Consider the following 18412-nt stretch of genomic DNA (forward strand, 5'->3'; position numbering starts at 1 on the left):
CTTAATTCTTCGCGACGGCGGGTTCGGCCGTCGTCGGCGCTACAGGTTCCCGCCAGCCAACGGCCAGGCCGTTGGCATAGCGCAGATCGATGCGCGCAATGTTCGTAATCTGTTCTTTGAGCGTCTTGTCGTAGATGGCGATGAAGCGGCGCATCTTTTCCACCAGGTTGCCGCGCCCGAGCAACAGCTCGATGCCCGGTCCCGAGCTGCCCGCGCCAGTGGTCAGGAACCAACTGCCGCGCTCACGCAATTCCAGGCGCGCGATGGAGAAGCCCAATGGCCGCAACATCTGGCTCAACACCTGGTACTGCTGCATCACTTGCTGCTGGGCCCGCTGTGGACCGAACAGTTGTGGCAAATGTTCATAGTTGGCCAGTTCCCGCGGCGTAAACGCCTGGCCCTGGTTGTTCAACAACGACTCGTCGCCCCAACGGGCCACTGGCAATTGCTCTTCCAGGCGGATCGACACCTGGTCGGGCCACACCCGGCGGACTTCGGCGTGGGCGATCCAAGGCATCTGCTCCAGTTCTTTGCGCATGCCCGCCAGGTCGATGGTGAAGAAACTCGACGCGACGTACGGAGCGATCCGCTGCTGCACGGCCTGCTGACTGATGTAGCTCAGGTCGCCCTGGACGTTGATCCGGGCGATCGGCCGGTCGGCATAAGGCAGCAACCGTTGCGCGCCTTCATACGTACCGAACCCCAACGCCACCAGCAGCACCGGCCAGAACAAGCTCTTGAGAAAACCAAAATTGGCTTTCGGCAAGCGCGCCGACATCGGCTCTTTGGCCACCATTCGGCTGGCACCCCGCGGCACCGGCTTGCGACCGGGTGCGGATGGCTGATGACGAAGCGATGCGCCTTGCATGGCTTAACCTCTTGGCTCTTGATGGCCGACACTGGCGGCCAGGATCGACACCACCAGTTGCTGGAAATCCAGACCGGCGGCGCGAGCCGCCATCGGCACCAGGCTGTGGTCGGTCATGCCAGGCGCGGTGTTGACTTCCAGGAACCAGAACTGCCCATCGGCGTCCTGCATCACGTCTGCCCTGCCCCAACCGGCGATACCCAGCGCCTCACAGGCCTTGGCCGTGAGGTCCATCAGTTCTTTTTCCTTGGCAGCGTCCAGCCCACAGGGAATGCGGTACTGGGTATCGTTGGCGATGTACTTGGCGTCGTAGTCGTAGAACGTGTGGGGCGTGCCCAGCGCAATCGGGGGCAACACCTGGTCACGCAGGGTGGCGATGGTGAACTCGGGACCGGAGATCCATTGTTCGACCAACACTTGCGAATCGTAGGAACTGGCGTCTTTCCATGCCGCGGTCAACTCAGGCAGCGAACTCACTTTCGCCATGCCGATACTTGAACCTTCATGGGCCGGTTTGACGATCAAAGGGAAGCCCAGTTCCGTGGCCGCCGAAATACAATCGGCCTCGGATGCCAGCACGGCGTGACGCGGTGTCGGGATGCCAAGGCTGTGCCAGACCTGCTTGGTGCGCAGCTTGTCCATCGCCAGGGCGGAAGCCAGGATGCCGCTGCCGGTGTAGGGAATGCCCAGGCACTCGAGCAGGCCTTGCATGCTGCCGTCTTCGCCGCCACGGCCGTGCAGGATGATGAACGCGCGGTCGATTTTTTCGCTCAGCAGGCGCTGCAGGAAATCGTCGCCCACGTCGATGCCGAATGCGTCGACACCGGCGCTTTGCAGGGCTTGCAGTACGGCGTTACCGGACTTGAGGGATACCTCGCGCTCGGCGCTCTTGCCACCGAACAGCACGGCAACGCGGCCGAAGGCTTTCGGGTCAAGGGTCGAGACCAGGTTGGCGTAGGCAGCAGTCATTTCAGTTTCCCCTCGCTGGAGGCCACGATTGCTCCGGCGAATAACGGACTTTTCAACAGTTTCGGGGCCAGGCCACCAATGTCACCGGCACCCTGGCACAGCAGGATGTCGCCGGCGCGCAGCAGCGGCTTGACCAGCGGCGCCAACTCCACGCCACGCTCGATGTAGATCGGGTCCAACTGACCACGCTGGCGAATGCTGTGGCACAGCTGGCGGCTGTCGGCCCCCGGGATCGGCTCTTCACCGGCCGGATAGACTTCCATCAACAGCAGCACGTTGGCGTCGGCCAGCACCTGGACGAAATCGTCGTACAGGTCGCGGGTGCGGCTGTAGCGGTGGGGCTGGTAGACCATCACCAGGCGCCGCTCCGGCCAGCCACCGCGCACGGCCTTGATCACCGCCGCGACTTCGGTCGGATGGTGGCCGTAGTCGTCCACCAGCATCACGTTGCCGCCGTCCACCGGCAGTTCGCCGTAGACCTGGAAACGTCGGCCCACGCCCTGGAACCCGGACAGGCCCTGGACGATGGCTTCATCGCTGACGCCTTCGTCGGTGGCGATGCAGATGGTGGCCAAGGCATTGAGTACGTTGTGGTTGCCGGGCATGTTCACCGACACATCCAACGGCTCGCGATCGGGGCGCAGTACGGTGAAGAACGTCTGCATGCCCTGCTGGCGCACGTTGATGGCGCGCACGTCGACGTCTTCGCCGAAACCGTAGGTCACGGTCGGACGCTTGATCAGCGGCAAAATCTCGCGCACCACCGGATCGTCCAGGCACACCACCGCCAAACCGTAGAACGGCAGGTTGTGCAGGAATTCGACGAAGGTTTTCTTCAGCTTGTTGAAGTCGCCGTCGTAGGTCGCCATGTGGTCGGCGTCAATGTTGGTGACCACGGCCACCAGCGGTTGCAGGTGCAGGAAGCTCGCATCGCTCTCGTCGGCTTCGGCGATCAGGTAGCGGCTGGTGCCCAGCTGGGCATTGGTGCCCGCGGCGTTCAGGCGACCGCCGATCACAAAGGTCGGGTCCAGGCCACCGGCCGCGAACACCGAAGCGATCAGGCTGGTAGTGGTGGTCTTGCCGTGGGTACCGGCGACGGCGATGCCGTGGCGATAGCGCATCAGCTCGGCCAGCATCTCGGCCCGTGGTACCACGGGGATACGGCGCTCCAGGGCGGTGGCGACTTCCGGGTTGGACGTGTTCACGGCACTGGAAACCACCAGCACGTCGGCATTGGCGGCGTTCTCGGCACGGTGGCCGATAAATATCTGGGCGCCGAAGGATTCCAGGCGCTCGGTGACCGGGGAGGCTTTCAGGTCGGAACCGGAAACCTGATAACCCAGGTTCAGCAGCACTTCGGCAATCCCGCACATGCCCACGCCGCCGATACCGACGAAGTGGATGCGACGGATACGGCGCATTTCCGGTTGCGGCATGGCTTTGCGATTCTCAACCATGGGCCACCTCCAGGCAGGTATCGACCACTTGGCTCGTGGCATCGGGTTTGGCCAGGCGGCGTGCGGCGCGGGCCATGTCTTCAAGTCGTTGCGGCTGCATCAAAACCTCTGTCAGGCGGGCGGCAAGATCCGCGGCGCCAGTCGTTCTTTGCGGCATCAGGAAGGCAGCGCCTTCACGGGCCAAATAATCGGCGTTACGGGTCTGGTGATCGTCGATGGCGTGGGGCAAAGGCACCAGCATCGAGGGCAGACCGGCGGCAGCCAGTTCACTGATGGTCAGCGCGCCTGCGCGGCAGACCACCAGGTCGGCCCAGCCATAGGCTTGGGCCATGTCGTTGATGAAAGGCTGTACTTGCGCCTCGACGCCGGCCGCGCGATAGCGCTCGGCGGTCACTTCATCGTGGTTTTTGCCAGCCTGGTGAAACACTTCCGGCCGCAGCTCGGGGGCAACCTGCGACAGGGCTTCGGGCAGCAATTTGTTCAACGGTTCGGCCCCCAGGCTTCCGCCCAGGACCAGCAGACGTGCCTTGCGTCCAGCCAGGGCCGGGCGCGGCGCATCAAAAAACAGCTCGGTACGCACCGGATTACCGGTGGTGCGGCGGCTGCCCGACAGGGTAAAGGTGTCGGGAAAGGCTTCACAGACCCGGGCGGCCAACGGCACCAGTAACCGATTGGCGGTACCGGCCACGGCGTTCTGTTCGTGAACGATCACCGGCACACCGGCCAATTTCGCCGCAACACCACCAGGACCGGTCACATAACCGCCAAACCCGACCACGCACACCGGGCGCAACCGACGGATGATCGCCCGCGCCTGCCTGATCGACTTGAGCAGCATCAGCGGCGCCTTGAGCAACGACAACTTGCCCTTGCCCCGCAGGCCGCTGGCGTCGATCCGGTGCAGCTCAAGGCCGGCAGCTGGCACCAGTTCGTTCTCGATGCCCCGTGGCGTGCCCAGCCAGTGCACGGTGTAGCCGCGCGCCTGGAACTCCCGGGCACAGGCCAGCGCCGGGAATACGTGCCCGCCGGTACCACCCGCCATGATCAGCACGTTAGCGCCCATGAATCGGCTCCTCGGCGAAGTCGCTCTCCTGGAATTCCATCTCTTCGCTGCCCAGGTGGGTTCGGCTCTCCCATTCGATGCGCAGCAACAGGCCGAGACAGGCACAGCAGATCACCAGGGAACTGCCGCCATAACTGAGGAACGGCAGCGTCAGGCCCTTGGTCGGCAACAGGCCAACGTTCACGCCGATGTTGATCAGGAACTGGCCGATCCACAGGAACGACAAGCCATACGCCACGTAAGCGGCAAAAAACTGCTTGGCCTTTTCGGCCCACAAGCCGATGTACATGCCGCGTACGCAGACGAACACAAACAGGGCGACGGTGCACAGGGAGCCGACCACGCCCAGCTCTTCGGCCAGGACCGAGAACACGAAGTCGGTGTGGGCTTCCGGCAGGTAGAACTGCTTCTGCACGCTGTTGCCCAGGCCTACGCCCAGCCACTCGCCGCGACCGAAGGCGATCAGCGCCTGGGTCAATTGATAACCGGAGCCGAACTGGTCGGCCCACGGGTCGGTAAAGGTGATCAGGCGCGCCATCCGGTACGGTTGCGCCTGGACCAGCACGGTCACGGCCGCCACCGCCAACGCCACCATCAGGATGAAACGAAACAGCCCGACCCCACCGAGGAACAGCATCGCCGCCGCGGCGCCCATCATCACCACCGTGGCGCCGAAGTCCGGCTCCATCAGCAGCAGGCCCGCCATCGGCAGCAAGACGATGAACGGCTTGAAGAACCCCATCCAGCTCTCGCGCACTTCTTTCTGGCGACGCACCAGGTAACCGGCCAGGAAAATCACCACGAAGACCTTGGCGATCTCCGAAGGCTGAACGTTGAAGAAACTGAAGCCAATCCAGCGCATCGAGCCGTTGACCTCGCGGCCGATACCCGGCACCAGCACCATCACCAACAGGCCGAAGGCACCGAGCAGCATCATCCAGCCCAGGCGTTGCCAGGTAGCGATTGGCACCATCATGGTGACGATGCATGCGCCCAGGCCGATCACCAGGTAAATCAGGTGGCGGATCATGTGATAAAGCGTGTTGCCCGACTGCACGGCGGCCACTTCCGACGAGGCGGACGTGATCATCACCAGGCCCAGGCCCAGCAAGGCCAGGCAACCGGCAAGCATCGGGAAATCCAGGTCGATGCCGCGCCCGGTGATCAGCGGCGACGGGTACGGCTTGATGATGTTCATCAGGCTCATGCCAAGTCCTCCGCGGCCCGGGCGAACAGCTGCCCGCGCTCTTCATAGTTCTTGAACATGTCGAAACTGGCGCAGGCCGGCGACAACAGCACCGCATCGCCTGGTTGCGCAAGGGCGCGGCACTGTTGCACCGCCTCGTCCAGCGAACCGACCCGAACCAGCGGCACGGCATCGCCGAGCGCCTGGGCGATCAATTCACGGTCGCGGCCCATCAGCACCACGGCACGGCAGTTGGCCGCCACCGGGTCGCGCAGGTCCTTGAAGTCGGCGCCCTTGCCGTCGCCGCCGGCGATCAGCACGAGCTTGCCTGCGATGTCCGCCCCCAGCCCTTCGATGGCCGCCAGCGCGGCACCGACATTGGTGGCCTTGGAGTCGTTGTACCAGGCCACGCCATCGAGGTCGCGCACCCACTGGCAGCGGTGTTCGAGACCGGCAAACGTGCGCAGGGCCGAGAGCATGGCATCGAACGGCAGGCCGACCGCATGCCCCAGGGCCAACGCGGCCAAGGCATTGGCCTGGTTGTGGGCGCCACGAATCTTCAGTTCGCGCACCGGCATCAGGTTCTGGAATTCGAAGGCCAGGTATTTTTCGCCATTCTCTTCGCGCAGCCCGAAGCCTTTGAAGTCCGGCACACCCAGGCCGAAGGACCAGCACGGCATGCCCTCGCCCAACAATGGACGAGTCAGGGCATCCTGGCGGTTGAACACCACTTGCCGGGCACCACGGAAGATCCGGTGCTTGGCCAGGTGATAAGCCGGCAGGCCGCTGTAGCGGTCCATGTGGTCTTCGCTGATGTTGAGCACGGTCGCCACTTCGGCGCCCAGGTGGTCGGTGGTTTCCAGCTGGAAGCTCGACAACTCCATCACGTACAGCTCGACGTCGTCACTGAGCAGGTCCAGCGCCGGGGTGCCCAGGTTGCCGCCCACGGCGACGCGCTTGCCGGCCGCCGCAGCCATCTCGCCCACCAGGGTGGTGACGGTGCTCTTGGCGTTGGAGCCGCTGATGGCAACGATCGGCGCCTTGGCGTTGCGCGCGAACAGCTCGATGTCGCCGGACAATTTCACGCCACGGGCAGCGGCCGCCTGCAGGGCCGGGGTCGCCAGGGCCAGGCCGGGGCTCACGTAGAGCTCATCGGCGCGGCACAGGAACTCGACGTCCAGCTCGCCACAACGCACGTCCACCTGGGGATAGTCACGGCGCAGCGTGGCCAGCTCAGGTGGATTTTCCCGCGTATCGGCGACGGCAAACGACACGCCCCGGCTCGCCAGGAAGCGAACCAGGGACATGCCGCTCTTGCCGAGGCCGACAACGATGCGGAAGTGGTCAGAAGCGATCAGGGACACTCGTTCTACCTCAGCTTCAGGGTGGCAAGGCCGACCAGTACCAGAATCACGGTGATGATCCAGAAACGGACGATCACACGCGGCTCGGGCCAGCCCTTGAGTTCAAAGTGGTGGTGGATCGGCGCCATGCGGAATACGCGGCGGCCGGTCAATTTAAAGGAAGCAACCTGAATGACGACTGACAGGGTCTCCATCACGAACACACCGCCCATGATGAACAGGACGATTTCCTGGCGAACGATGACCGCGATGGTGCCCAGGGCCGCGCCCAGCGCCAGCGCGCCGACGTCTCCCATGAAGACTTGTGCCGGGTAGGTGTTGAACCACAGGAAGCCCAGGCCGGCACCGATCAGCGCGCCGCAGAACACGATCAGTTCACCCGCCCCCGGTACATAAGGGATCAGCAGGTATTCAGCGAATTTCACGTTACCCGACAGGTAGCAGAAGATCCCCAGGGCGCCGCCGACCATGACCGTAGGCATGATCGCCAGGCCATCGAGGCCGTCGGTGAGGTTGACCGCGTTGCTCGAACCGACGATCACCAAGTAGGTCAGCACGATGAAACCTGCGCCCAGCGGAATGCTGTAGTCCTTGAGCATCGGCAGGATCAGGGTGGTCTCCACCGGCGAAGCAGCGGTCATATAAAGGAAGATCGCCGCGCCGAGGCCGAACACCGACTGCCAGAAATACTTCCAGCGGCTTGGCAGCCCACGGGAGTTCTTCTCGATGACCTTGCGGTAGTCGTCAACCCAGCCGATGGCCCCGAAGAACAAGGTCACCAACAGCACGACCCAGACATACCGGTTCGCCAGGTCGGCCCAGAGCAGGGTGCTGATGCCGATAGACGACAGGATCAGCGCGCCGCCCATGGTCGGGGTGCCGGATTTGGACAGGTGCGATTGCGGGCCATCGTTACGAACCGACTGGCCGATTTGCAGGTTCTGCAGAGTGCGGATCATCCACGGGCCCAGGAACAGCGACAACGACAGCGCGGTCAGCACACCCAGGATCCCGCGCAGGGTCAGGTACTGGAAGACCGCGAAGCCTTTGTGGAACTGTTGCAGGTACTCCGCTAGCAGCAGCAGCATTAATGTTTCTCCGTGGAGGCGCCGCACAGCGCCGCGACGATGTTTTCCATCGCTGCGCTGCGTGAGCCCTTGATCAATAAGGTGGTGTTCGGATCCTGCTCGGCGCCCAGGGCCTGGATCAGCTCGGCCTGAGTGGTGAAATGCCGTGCGTGCTCGCCAAACGCGGCGACCGCATGGGCCATCATCGGACCGACCGCATACAGCGCGTCGACCTTGCCGCGCGCATAGGCACCGACATCGTGATGCCCCTGTTGCGCCCACTCGCCCAGCTCACCGATATCCCCCAGCACCAATACGGTACGGCCGGAGAAACCGGCGAGGATATCCACGGCTGCGCACATGGACGACGGGTTGGCGTTATAGGTGTCGTCGATCACGCGCATGCCATTACTGGCCAGTTGCGCAACAGAGCGCCCCTTGACCGGCTGCACGGCGTTCAGCCCGGCGACAATGCCCGGCAGCGATACGCCCAGCGCATGGGCGGCAGCCGCCGCGGCCAGGGCGTTGGCAACGTTATGCGTGCCGAGCAGGTTCAATTGCACCCGCTCGGCGCCATCCGGACTGTGCAGGTTGAAGGCCGGGCAACCGCGGGCATCGCGGTCCAGGTCGCTGGCGTAGAAATTCGCGGCGAGGTTGCTCAGGGCAAAAGTCAGCACCTTGCGCTCGCCCGCCCGGGTCTTCCAGATTTCGAAGGCCTTGTCGTCGAGATTCAGCACAGCGACGCCATCGGCATCCAGCCCTTCGATGATCTCGCCCTTGGCCTCGACGATTTTTTCCGGGCCGCCGAACTCGCCGACGTGAGCAGTCCCGGCGTTGTTGAGCACCGCCACATGAGGCTTGGTCATGGCCACGGTGTAGGCAATCTCGCCGAGCCGCGAAGCCCCCAGCTCGATGACAGCGGCGCTGTGTTCCGGCGCCAGCTCCAGCAAGGTCAGTGGCACGCCGAGGTCATTGTTCAGGTTGCCACGGGTCGCCAGCACCAGACCGCGCGTGCGCAGGATGCTGGCGAGCATTTCCTTGACGGTGGTCTTGCCGCTGGAGCCGGTGATGGCCACCACCGGCTTGTCAAACCCGGCGCGGTTCAACGCGCCCAGTTGGCCCAGGGCCTGACGGGTGTCAGCGACCAGCAACTGCGGCAGCGTACTGTTGGTCACTTCCCGTTCGACCAGTGCCGCGACCGCCCCTTTGGCGGCGACTTCGTTCAAGTAATCGTGGCCGTCGAAACGCGGTCCGGCCAGGGCGACGAACAGCTGCCCCGGAGCAATGGCCCGGCTGTCGATGCTGACGCCGTCGAAGCTGGCGTCCGCCGCGATGAGGCGCCCGTTCAGGGCGTTGGTCAGTTCGCTGAGCTTCAGGGCCTTAAGCATGAGCCACCTCCCACGCGGTCAGGGCATGATCGGCTTCCACCAGGTCGGAGAACGCATGCCGTTCGCCGTTGATTTCCTGATAATCCTCATGGCCCTTGCCGGCCAGGACGATGACATCGTCCGCCGAGGCGCTGGCGATCAACTGGGCAATGGCCTGACCGCGGCCGGCGACGAAGGTGACGTTATCCACAGCCGTAAAACCGGCGCGGATGTCGTCGAAAATCCGCTGCGGATCTTCGGTACGAGGGTTGTCGTCGGTGACCAGCACGCCGTCTGCCAACCGCTCCACGACTTCAGCCATCAGTGGGCGTTTGCCGCGGTCACGATCGCCACCGCAGCCGAACAGGCACAGCAACCTGCCCTTGGCGTGAGGACGCAGGGCCGTGAGAACTTTTTCCAACGCGTCAGGGGTATGGGCGTAATCGACCACGACCAGTGGTTGAGTCCCACCGCCCAAACGCTGCATGCGACCGGCCGGGCCCTCGAGCTTCGGCAAGACCTTGAGAATTTCGTCCAGCGCGTAGTCCAGGCCGAGCAAGGCGCCGATGGCCGCCAATACGTTGCTCAGGTTGAAGCGGCCAAGCAAAGTGCTGCGCAAGTGGTGCTCGCCCTGGGGCGTGACCAGCGTGGCGCGCACGCCTTCGTCATTGAATTGCGCCTGGCGTACATAAAGGTAGGCGCTGGCATCTTCCAGGCTGTAGGTGATCAACCGCGACTCGCGCTTTTCGGCAGCCAGTTGCCGACCGAATTCGTCATCGAGGTTGATGACCCGGCACTTCAGGTCATTCCAGGCAAACAGCTTGGCCTTGGCCTCACCGTAGGCCTGCATGGTGCCGTGGTAATCCAGGTGATCCCGGGACAGGTTGGTCAACACCGCGACATCGAACGCCAGCGCGGTCACACGGCCCTGGTCCAAGCCATGGGAAGAGACTTCCATCGCAACGGCCTTGGCACCGGCCTTCTTCAGGTCCGCCAGGGTCGCCTGCACGGCAATCGGGTTCGGCGTGGTGTGCAGGCCACTTTCCAGCGCGCCATGGAAGCCGTTGCCCAGGGTCCCGACGATGCCGCAATGCTGGCCTAGCAGGTCCAGGGCCTGGGCCACCAGTTGGGTCACGCTGGTCTTGCCGTTGGTACCGGTCACGCCCACCAGGTTCAGGTGACGGCTCGGGTCGCCATAGAAACGCCCAGCGATGTCCGACAGCTGGGCCGCCAGGCCCTTGACCGGAATCAGCGGAACGTCGGTGATCGGCAGCACGGTCGCCCCGGCCACTTCATACGCCACGGCAGCCGCGCCACGCTTCAAGGCATCGGCGATGTGGGCACGGCCATCGAAACGGGCACCCGGCACCGCCAGGAACAAGTCCCCGGCGCGGACATTGCGGCTGTCCAGGGCCAGTTCGCGAATCAGCAGATCGTGACCGGCGTGGGCGAAAATCTTGTTCAGGCTCAGGGACATCAGCCACGCCCTCCTTCGGCTTTCAAGGGCACGACCGGTGCGGTATTCGCTTGCTGGGTCGGCGGCAGGTTATCCGGGGTAATGTTCATCAGGCGCAGGGTGCCGGACATCACTTTGCTGAACACCGGTGCCGAGACCAGGCCACCGAAGTAGCCCGCCTTGCTCGGCTCATCGATGACCACAACGATGGCGTAGCGCGGGTCGCTCATCGGGCCGAAGCCGGCAAACAGCGAACGGTAGGAATTCTCGGCGTAGCCTTTAGTGCCCACGGAGGTTTTACGGGCGGTACCCGACTTACCTGCCACGTGATAGGCCGGCACCTGGGCGCGATAGACACCGCGCGGGGCCTCGATCACCTGTTGCAGCATGCCCTGCATAGTCTTGGCGACGTTCTCCGGGATCACCTGGGTGGTCTGCGGCGCCTTGTCGGTCTTGATCAGGGTCAGCGGGGCGATACGCCCGTTGTTCGCCAACGCGGAGAACGCGTGGACCAGTTGGATCGCGGTCACGGAAACACCGTAGCCGTAGGACAACGTAGCGGTTTCAGCCTTGCGCCAGTCCCGGTAGTTCGGCAGGTTGCCGACACGCTCGCCCGGGAAGCCCAGGCCGGTGTCCTGGCCGAGGCCGATTTTCTGGGCCAGGCGATAAATCGTCTCGCCGCCGATATCGAAGGCGATCTTGCTCATACCCACGTTACTGGAGTTGATCAGGATGCCGGTCAGGTCGAGCACCGGGCCTTCGGTCTTGGACACGTCACGAATGGTGTACTTGCCGATCTGCAGGGTGCCCGGGTACACCTCGACGGTGTCGCTTGGTTTCCAGCGCCCGGTTTCCAGGGCGGCGGCCATGGACACGGCTTTCATGGTCGAACCGGGCTCGAACACGTCGATCATCGCGCGGTTGCGCATCATCGCCGGTTGCAGGTTGCGACGGTTGTTCGGGTTGTAGGTCGGCTGGTTGACCATCGCCAGGATCTCGCCGGTCTTCACGTCCATGATCACCAGGCTGCCGGCCTTGGCACCGTTCTCGACGATGGCATTGCGCAGTTCACGGTTGGCCAGGTATTGCAGGCGCAGGTCAATGGACAACGCCAAGGGCTTGCCGGCCTTGGCGTTTTTGGTGACTTGGACATCCTTGATCAGCCTGCCGCGCCGATCCTTGATGACTTGGCGCTTGCCGGCGACCCCGGCGAGCCATTCGTCATAGGCCAGTTCGACACCTTCGCGCCCTCGGTCATCAATGTCGGTAAACCCGACCATATGGGCCGTGACTTCACCGGCCGGATAGAAACGCCGGAACTCTTCGATGCCGTAGACACCAGGTACTTTCAGATCGAGCACGCTCTGGCCCTGTTCGGGGGTCAAGCCGCGCACCAGATAAATGAATTCCTTGTTGGCCTGGGCTTCGAGGCGCTCGGCCAGGGCCTTGGGATCCTGCCCGAGGGCAGCGGCCAGTGCCGGCCATTTTTCCTTGGCCAGCTGCATTTCCTTGGCGTTGGCCCACAAGGTGGTCACCGGGGTGCTCACGGCCAGGGGTTCGCCATTGCGGTCGGTGATCAAGCCACGGTGAGCCGGGATCGGAATATGCCGCACGCTGCGCGCATCGCCCTGCCCCTTGAGGAAATCACGGTCGACGACTTGCAGGTCGATGATGCGCCACGAAATCGCCGCCACCATGATCCCGAGCAAGCCCAGGACCAGACGAAACCGCCACGGGAACAGCGCCCCTTCGAGTTTCATCATGGCGCCACCATCTGCACTTCGGCAGCGCCGGGAATGCGCATTTTCAGCTGTTCGGTGGCCAACACTTCGATACGGCTATGGGCAGTCCAGGTGCTCTGCTCCAGGATCAACCGGCCCCACTCGGCCTGCGCCTTGTCACGCACGCTCAGCTCGTTGTAAAGGGAATTGAGAAGCTGGCGGTTCCAGTGCGCACTATAGGACACGGCGATGGCCGACACGAGCACGCCGATAAACAGCAGCAGCATGAAAAAGCTGCCGCCGGGCAGGGGCTTGGCGAAGAGCTTGCTCACCGCAACTTCTCCGCGACGCGCATGACGGCGCTACGGGCACGTGGGTTGGCCTTGAGTTCAGCCTCGGAGGCGAACTGCGCTTTGCCATGGATCTTGATTTTTGGCACGAAGGCTTCGAAACGCACCGGCAGGTTGCGCGGCAGGTTATCGGCTTCACCCTTGGTGAGTTTGCGCATGAACAGCTTGACGATACGGTCTTCCAGGGAATGGAAGCTGATCACCACCAGCCGACCGCCGATCTCCAGCGCTTCAAGCGCCGCTTCGAGACCGACTTCCAGATCGCCCAACTCGTTATTGACGTGGATGCGCAAGCCCTGGAACGCACGGGTCGCCGGGTTCTTGCCCTTTTCCCAGGCCGGATTGGCAACTTTCAGCACTTCGGCCAGGTCGCCGGTGCGCTCGAATGGCTTGATGTCGCGGCGTTCGACCACGGCGCGGGCCATGCGGCCGGAGAAACGCTCTTCGCCGTATTCCTTGAAGACACGGGCGATTTCTTCCACCGGGGCGGTATTGACGAATTCGGCGGCACTGATGCCACGGGACGGATCCATGCGCATGTCCAGCGGGCCGTCATTGAGGAAACTGAAACCGCGCTCCGGGTCGTCCAGTTGGGGCGAAGACACGCCCAGGTCGAGCAGCACGCCACTGACCTTGCCGGCCAGGCCACGCTCGGCGACTTCCGAAGCCAGCTCGGCAAAACTGCGTTGCACAATGACAAAGCGGCCGTCTTCGGCCGCCAGCGCTTGCCCGGTGGCAATCGCTTGAGGATCCTTGTCGAACCCCAGCAACCGGCCACCCGGACCGAGCTTGCTGAGAATCAACCGGCTGTGTCCGCCACGCCCGAATGTGCCGTCCAGATAGCAGCCATCAGGACGTACGGCGAGAGCCTCGACGGCTTCGTCAAGCAGTACGGTGATGTGGTTAAAGCCGCTATCAATAGTCACAGGATCAAATCACGCAGTTCATCAGGCATGGCGCCCGGTTGTTGAATAGCAGCGAGGTCGGCGGCAGAAACCGCATTCCAGGCATCTTCGTCCCACAGCTGGAACTTGTTCAGTTGGCCTACCAGCATCGCGCGCTTGTCCAGCTTGGCGTATTCGCGCAGGCGCGGCGGAACCAGGAAACGACCGCTGCCATCGAGTTCGAGGTCGACGGCATTGCCGATCAGCAAACGTTGCAAACGGCGGTTTTCTTCACGCAACGAAGGCAGTGCGCGCAGTTTGGTTTCGATGATTTCCCACTCATCAAGAGGGTAAACACACAAACATGGATCAACGGCGTCGATCGTGACGATTAACTGCCCCGAACTTCGCGAAACGAGCTCGTCACGATACCGGCTCGGCATGGCGAGACGGCCTTTTGCATCGAGACTGATAGCGTTAGCTCCGCGAAACACGTCTGCGTTTCTCCACTTTTTGGCGTTTTACCTTCAAAAAAACCCACTTCATGCCACTTTCCGCCACTTGCGCACACTATAGGAATGCGCCCACCGCACCGTCAAGGCGCGGATTGAAGGAAAAGCCTTATAGATCGGAGATTTAGGAGCGTTTCAGGAGGGGTAACAAGAATCTGACGTAGGAAATTTCACCTCAACCCGAGGAAGCACAGGAGGCTGCGCGCACAAGTTAAAGTGATTTGTTAAGAGTAAGATTTTTTTGGTATTAGGAACTGCGTCTGCCAGTGATTCCAGCAGGAAGGGAAAAGGTGGAGAGTCGATCTGTAAGCCGGGTTCTGTCTTGAACAGTCATTCGTCTACGATGGCCATCACTGGACATCTTTAGCAACCTACCCGGTCCCAGCGCGGGCCACGCCTTGGGACCCTATTTGGTCTTGCTCCAAGTGGGGTTTACCTAGCCACGAACTGTTGCCAGCCGTGCGGTGCGCTCTTACCGCACCTTTTCACCCTTACCGGCGCCGAAGCGCTTAGGCGGTTATTTTCTGTGGCACTTTCCGTAGGCTCACGCCTCCCAGGCATTACCTGGCACTTCGCCCTATGGAGCCCGGACTTTCCTCCCCCCCCTAATTCTCATAGAGGGCAGCGACTGTCCGATCGACTCTCCGCCGCGAAGGTTAACGGTAGAGCGCTTGAAGAACAAGCGCTAAAAGCCTTGGGCCAGACCCACGCCTTGGTTTCACTGGCCTTTCTGTTTTTCCAGTGCGACCTGGTACAGCACATTCTTGCGCTCGCCAGTGATTTGCGCCGCAAGGGCCGCGGCACGCTTGAGCGGCATTTCCTCGAGTAGCAGGTTCAGGACGCGCATCGCTTCGCTGCTGACAGCGTCTTCACTTTCCGGGGCTGTCCACCCGGCCACCAGCACGACACACTCGCCGCGCTGCTGGTTGCTGTCGCTTTCGACGAAGGCTCGCAACTGCGCCAACGGCAACCCCTTGAGGGTTTCGAAGGTCTTGGTCAACTCGCGAGCCAGCAGTGCCGGGCGCTCGGCGCCGAACACCAGTTCCATGTCTTGCAGGCATTCCAGAATGCGGTGCGGCGCCTCATAAAAGATCAGCGTGCGCGGTTCTTCCTTTATAGCCTCCAGGCGCGCCCGACGCCCCACCGCCTTGGCCGGCAGGAAACCTTCGAAGATGAAACGGTCCGAGGGCAGGCCCGCCGCCGACAGCGCCGCGATCAATGCACAAGCGCCCGGCACCGGCACCACGCTGATGCCCGCCGCCCGAGCCTGACGCACCAGATGATAGCCCGGGTCGGAAATCAGCGGCGTACCGGCATCGGAAATCAGCGCGACGTTATCGCCCGCCAACAGCCGGGTAATGAAACGACTGCCCTCATCCCGCTCATTGTGTTCATGACAGGCCGCCAACGGCGTGGAAATGCCGAAATGCTGCAGCAGGCGCTGGGAATGACGGGTGTCTTCGGCTGCGATAAGGGCAACCTCTTGCAGGATTTTCAGCGCACGGGCACTGATATCGTCCAGGTTGCCGATGGGCGTCGCCACCACATAAAGCGCGCCGGCAGCGGAATTCAAAGCACCTGGAGCAGTCAAGACACACACCTCATGATCGGTAAAAACCGCCATTGTAGCGTGTGCAGGCCGTCTCGGCTGTTCACATCAGCCATTGTGGCGAGGGAGCTTGCTCCCGCTCGGCTGCGCAGCAGCCGTAAAATCTGCCAGCCGCCCCCCCGGATATACCGTGTTGAATGGGTTTGGGGCTGCTGCGCAGCCCAGCGGGAGCAAGCTCCCTCGCCACGGAGGGCAGTGCCTTTGTGCTGTGCCGCACTCTCTGCAATACCTAAATTGATCGATTCACACCACTAACATCGCGCCCCGGCCAGCGCTTGGGTACAATTCGACGCTAATTTGATCTCGTATCAGGAACACTTACATGATCGCTTGCCTGCGGCTGCTCTCCGCCCTCTGCCTCGCTGCCCTCCTGGCGGCCTGCGCCAGCTCGCCCTCGTCCAGCCTTGGCGAACTTCCACGCACCCCGGATGCCAGTATCGAGCAGTTGCTCGAACAGGCCACCCAAAGCAAAAATCCGGAAAAAGCCGCCCTGCTGCGCCTGAGCGCTGCCGACCTGGCCTACCGCCAGGGCAATGCCGGCCAGTCCGCACAGATCCTGCAACAAGTGCCGATGGAACAACTCAAGCCCGGCCAGCAGATTTTCGCCAGCACGCTGTCGGCTGAACTGGCGATGACCCGCAACCAGCCCAAGGCGGCACTGACCGCCCTGGCCCACCCAAGCCTGCAACACCTGAGCGAAATGCCGGTGGAGCAGCAGGTCCGTACCGGTACCGTCCGCGCCCGCGCCCTGGAGGCCGATGGCCAGACCCTGGCCGCCGCCAAGGAGCGCATTTTCATCGCGCCCCTGCTGGAAAACGACGCTGCGGCAAAAAACCACGAATCCATCTGGTCGTTGATCGCCTCGCTGCCCACCGACCAGTTGCAGCCAAGCTCCAACGACGACCTTGGCGGCTGGCTGAGCCTGGCCCAGGCCGTCAAGACCGCCGGCACCCTGGAACAACAGCAGGCGGCGATCGACCACTGGCGCGAACAGAACCCGAAACACCCCGCCGCCCTGCAACTGCCGACACCACTGGTCAAGCTCAAGGAACTGGCGAGCCAGCCGTTGAGCAAGATTGCCCTGCTGCTGCCACAAAATGGCCCGCTGGCTGCGGTTGCCAAGGCCTTGCGTGAGGGCTTCATGGCCGCGCACTACCAGGCCCAACAGGCCGGCCAGAAGCCGCCAAGCATCCAGTTCTATGACAGTTCCAGCCTGACCTCCATGGACGAGTTCTATCGCAAGGCCCAGGCCGACGGCGTGCAACTGGTAGTCGGACCGCTGGAAAAACCACTGGTCAAGCAGATCAGCACCCGCCCGCAACTGCCGATCACCACCCTGGCGCTGAACTACAGCGAAGGTGAACAAGGGCCGCCGCAACTGTTCCAGTTCGGCCTGGCACCCGAGGATGAAGCCCGCGAAGTCTCCCGTCGCGCCCGCGCCGACGGCCTGCATCGTGCCGCCGCCATGGTACCGAAGGGTGAATGGGGCGATCGCGTCCTGAGAGCCTTCAGCCAGGACTGGCAGGCCAATGGCGGCACCATCATCGCAATCGAACGGGTCGACCAGCCAGTCCAACTGGCCCAGCAGATCGCCGACATGTTCCAGCTGCGCCAGAGCGAAGGTCGCGCCAAGAGCCTGCAAAGCACCGTTGGCACCACGGTCGCAGCCCAGCCGTCCCGTCGCCAGGACATCGAGTTCATCTTCCTGGCCTCGACGCCGCAACAGGCCCAGCAGATCAAGCCCACCCTGAACTTCCAGTACGCAGGTGATGTGCCGGTCTACGCCACTTCTTCAGTGTTCAGCGCCAGCGGCGACCAGAACCAGTACAACGACATGAGCGGCATCCGCTTCTGCGAAACCCCGTGGCTGCTCGACGCCAATGACCCGCTGCGCAAGCAGGTCACCGCCCAGTGGCCCCAGGCAGGCGGCAGCCTGGGCCGGCTGTACGCGATGGGTGTAGACGCCTATCGCCTGGCACCGCGCCTAGGCCAGCTCAAGACGTTGCCGGACAGCCGCATCGAAGGCTTGTCGGGCAGCCTGGCCGTGTCTGCTACCCAGCGCGTACAGCGTCAACTGCCATGGGCCGAGTTCGTCAACGGCCAGGTGCAGCGCCTGCCGGACACCCAGCGCTGATGCCCGACCGATCACGCCAGCAAAGCGGACGGGATGCCGAGGGCCAAGCCCTCGCGCATCTCCAGCAACAAGGCCTGCGGCTGGTGGCGCAGAACTGGTTGTGTAAACGCGGCGAGCTTGATCTGGTCATGCTTGACGGCGATACAGTAGTATTCGTCGAAGTCCGCTACAGAAAAAATACTCAATGGGGTGGCGCGCTCGACAGCATTGACGAGCGCAAGCGCCAGAAGCTGGTTTTGGCCGCACAGTATTTTCTGCAAAGCGAGCCTCGCTGGGCCGATCATCCCTGCCGCTTCGACGTGGTTGCCATCGACAGCAACGCCGCCCAGTTGAACTGGCTGCAGAACGCCTTCGACAGTTGAGCGCCCATGCCGAGCCGGACACCTCCACCTAACTTTTTTGCTC

Annotated in this window: 16 protein-coding genes and 1 other RNA gene; 2 read left to right on the plus strand and 15 right to left on the minus strand. The window is 63.0% G+C overall.

Translation table 11 applies throughout. The features are described 5' to 3' along the window. Window position 1: 1 nt before the first annotated feature. The 15 genes from BLO97_RS11865 to rsmI all read right to left on the minus strand — a co-directional run bounded on the left by BLO97_RS11865 (window position 2) and on the right by rsmI (window position 15888). On the minus strand, window positions 2–868 hold the full coding sequence (locus tag BLO97_RS11865; protein ID WP_092223686.1) for a cell division protein FtsQ/DivIB: 867 nt from the start codon (window positions 866–868) through the stop codon (window positions 2–4). Between the two features lie 3 nt (window positions 869–871). After that, complete coding sequence (locus BLO97_RS11870) at window positions 872–1837, minus strand: D-alanine--D-alanine ligase (protein ID WP_092345992.1); 966 nt, start codon at window positions 1835–1837, stop codon at window positions 872–874. Continuing rightward, window positions 1834–3294, minus strand: a complete 1461-nt coding sequence (murC, locus tag BLO97_RS11875; protein WP_063324488.1) for a UDP-N-acetylmuramate--L-alanine ligase — start codon at window positions 3292–3294, stop codon at window positions 1834–1836. Before murC ends, BLO97_RS11870 begins: the two co-directional genes overlap by 4 nt. Next, the gene (gene murG / locus BLO97_RS11880) at window positions 3287–4357 is read right to left on the minus strand and encodes an undecaprenyldiphospho-muramoylpentapeptide beta-N-acetylglucosaminyltransferase (protein ID WP_063324487.1); all 1071 of its coding nucleotides are present in this window, start codon (window positions 4355–4357) and stop codon (window positions 3287–3289) included. Before murG ends, murC begins: the two co-directional genes overlap by 8 nt. Next, window positions 4347–5564 (minus strand): putative lipid II flippase FtsW, encoded by a 1218-nt coding sequence (gene ftsW / locus BLO97_RS11885; protein ID WP_063324486.1) that lies wholly within the window; start codon window positions 5562–5564, stop codon window positions 4347–4349. The genes murG and ftsW overlap by 11 nt, the downstream gene beginning before the upstream one ends. Continuing rightward, entirely contained in the window at window positions 5561–6907 is a 1347-nt protein-coding gene (gene murD / locus BLO97_RS11890; protein ID WP_092223688.1) for a UDP-N-acetylmuramoyl-L-alanine--D-glutamate ligase, read from the minus strand. The genes ftsW and murD overlap by 4 nt, the downstream gene beginning before the upstream one ends. Before the next feature lie 5 nt (window positions 6908–6912). Further along, window positions 6913–7995, minus strand: a complete 1083-nt coding sequence (gene mraY / locus BLO97_RS11895) for a phospho-N-acetylmuramoyl-pentapeptide-transferase (protein WP_063324484.1) — start codon at window positions 7993–7995, stop codon at window positions 6913–6915. Further along, a complete protein-coding gene (murF, locus tag BLO97_RS11900; RefSeq protein ID WP_092345994.1) occupies window positions 7995–9362 on the minus strand; it encodes a UDP-N-acetylmuramoyl-tripeptide--D-alanyl-D-alanine ligase in 1368 nt (455 codons plus the stop codon). The genes mraY and murF overlap by 1 nt, the downstream gene beginning before the upstream one ends. Then, entirely contained in the window at window positions 9355–10818 is a 1464-nt protein-coding gene (locus BLO97_RS11905; protein WP_092146821.1) for a UDP-N-acetylmuramoyl-L-alanyl-D-glutamate--2,6-diaminopimelate ligase, read from the minus strand. Before BLO97_RS11905 ends, murF begins: the two co-directional genes overlap by 8 nt. Beyond that, window positions 10818–12557, minus strand: coding sequence for a peptidoglycan D,D-transpeptidase FtsI family protein (locus BLO97_RS11910; protein ID WP_162893922.1), 1740 nt, complete (start codon window positions 12555–12557; stop codon window positions 10818–10820). The genes BLO97_RS11905 and BLO97_RS11910 overlap by 1 nt, the downstream gene beginning before the upstream one ends. Continuing rightward, window positions 12557–12850, minus strand: coding sequence for a cell division protein FtsL (ftsL, locus tag BLO97_RS11915; protein ID WP_072348519.1), 294 nt, complete (start codon window positions 12848–12850; stop codon window positions 12557–12559). The genes BLO97_RS11910 and ftsL overlap by 1 nt, the downstream gene beginning before the upstream one ends. Beyond that, on the minus strand, window positions 12847–13794 hold the full coding sequence (gene rsmH / locus BLO97_RS11920) for a 16S rRNA (cytosine(1402)-N(4))-methyltransferase RsmH (protein WP_003205354.1): 948 nt from the start codon (window positions 13792–13794) through the stop codon (window positions 12847–12849). Before rsmH ends, ftsL begins: the two co-directional genes overlap by 4 nt. Further along, entirely contained in the window at window positions 13791–14246 is a 456-nt protein-coding gene (gene mraZ / locus BLO97_RS11925) for a division/cell wall cluster transcriptional repressor MraZ (RefSeq protein WP_003205355.1), read from the minus strand. The genes rsmH and mraZ overlap by 4 nt, the downstream gene beginning before the upstream one ends. Before the next feature lie 308 nt (window positions 14247–14554). Continuing rightward, window positions 14555–14908, minus strand: an RNA gene (rnpB, locus tag BLO97_RS11930) — RNase P RNA component class A. A 74-nt stretch (window positions 14909–14982) separates the two neighbouring features. Beyond that, window positions 14983–15888: a 16S rRNA (cytidine(1402)-2'-O)-methyltransferase gene (gene rsmI / locus BLO97_RS11935; protein WP_072348523.1), complete on the minus strand. Its 906-nt coding sequence runs from the start codon at window positions 15886–15888 to the stop codon at window positions 14983–14985. 307 nt (window positions 15889–16195) lie between these two features. Here rsmI and BLO97_RS11940 point away from each other — a divergent pair, with 307 nt between their 5' ends. Both BLO97_RS11940 and BLO97_RS11945 read left to right on the plus strand, forming a co-directional pair. Next, a complete protein-coding gene (locus tag BLO97_RS11940; protein WP_092345996.1) occupies window positions 16196–18007 on the plus strand; it encodes a penicillin-binding protein activator in 1812 nt (603 codons plus the stop codon). Further along, a complete protein-coding gene (locus tag BLO97_RS11945) occupies window positions 18007–18369 on the plus strand; it encodes a YraN family protein (RefSeq protein WP_092345998.1) in 363 nt (120 codons plus the stop codon). The genes BLO97_RS11940 and BLO97_RS11945 overlap by 1 nt, the downstream gene beginning before the upstream one ends. Window positions 18370–18412: the final 43 nt, after the last annotated feature.

Source organism: Pseudomonas sp. NFACC05-1, from assembly GCF_900100135.1.
Lineage (GTDB): Bacteria > Pseudomonadota > Gammaproteobacteria > Pseudomonadales > Pseudomonadaceae > Aquipseudomonas > Aquipseudomonas fluorescens_Q.

Coding starts and splice junctions, on each gene's coding strand:
- ftsW (WP_063324486.1), bottom strand. CDS start 5,564: ATGAGCCTGATGAACATCATCAAGCCGTACCCGTCGCCGCTGATCACC.
- BLO97_RS11905 (WP_092146821.1), bottom strand. CDS start 10,818: ATGTCCCTGAGCCTGAACAAGATTTTCGCCCACGCCGGTCACGATCTG.
- rsmI (WP_072348523.1), bottom strand. CDS start 15,888: ATGGCGGTTTTTACCGATCATGAGGTGTGTGTCTTGACTGCTCCAGGT.
- BLO97_RS11945 (WP_092345998.1), top strand. CDS start 18,007: ATGCCCGACCGATCACGCCAGCAAAGCGGACGGGATGCCGAGGGCCAA.
- murG (WP_063324487.1), bottom strand. CDS start 4,357: ATGGGCGCTAACGTGCTGATCATGGCGGGTGGTACCGGCGGGCACGTA.
- mraY (WP_063324484.1), bottom strand. CDS start 7,995: ATGCTGCTGCTGCTAGCGGAGTACCTGCAACAGTTCCACAAAGGCTTC.
- BLO97_RS11940 (WP_092345996.1), top strand. CDS start 16,196: ATGATCGCTTGCCTGCGGCTGCTCTCCGCCCTCTGCCTCGCTGCCCTC.
- BLO97_RS11870 (WP_092345992.1), bottom strand. CDS start 1,837: ATGACTGCTGCCTACGCCAACCTGGTCTCGACCCTTGACCCGAAAGCC.
- murF (WP_092345994.1), bottom strand. CDS start 9,362: ATGCTTAAGGCCCTGAAGCTCAGCGAACTGACCAACGCCCTGAACGGG.
- BLO97_RS11910 (WP_162893922.1), bottom strand. CDS start 12,557: ATGAAACTCGAAGGGGCGCTGTTCCCGTGGCGGTTTCGTCTGGTCCTG.
- murC (WP_063324488.1), bottom strand. CDS start 3,294: ATGGTTGAGAATCGCAAAGCCATGCCGCAACCGGAAATGCGCCGTATC.
- BLO97_RS11865 (WP_092223686.1), bottom strand. CDS start 868: ATGCAAGGCGCATCGCTTCGTCATCAGCCATCCGCACCCGGTCGCAAG.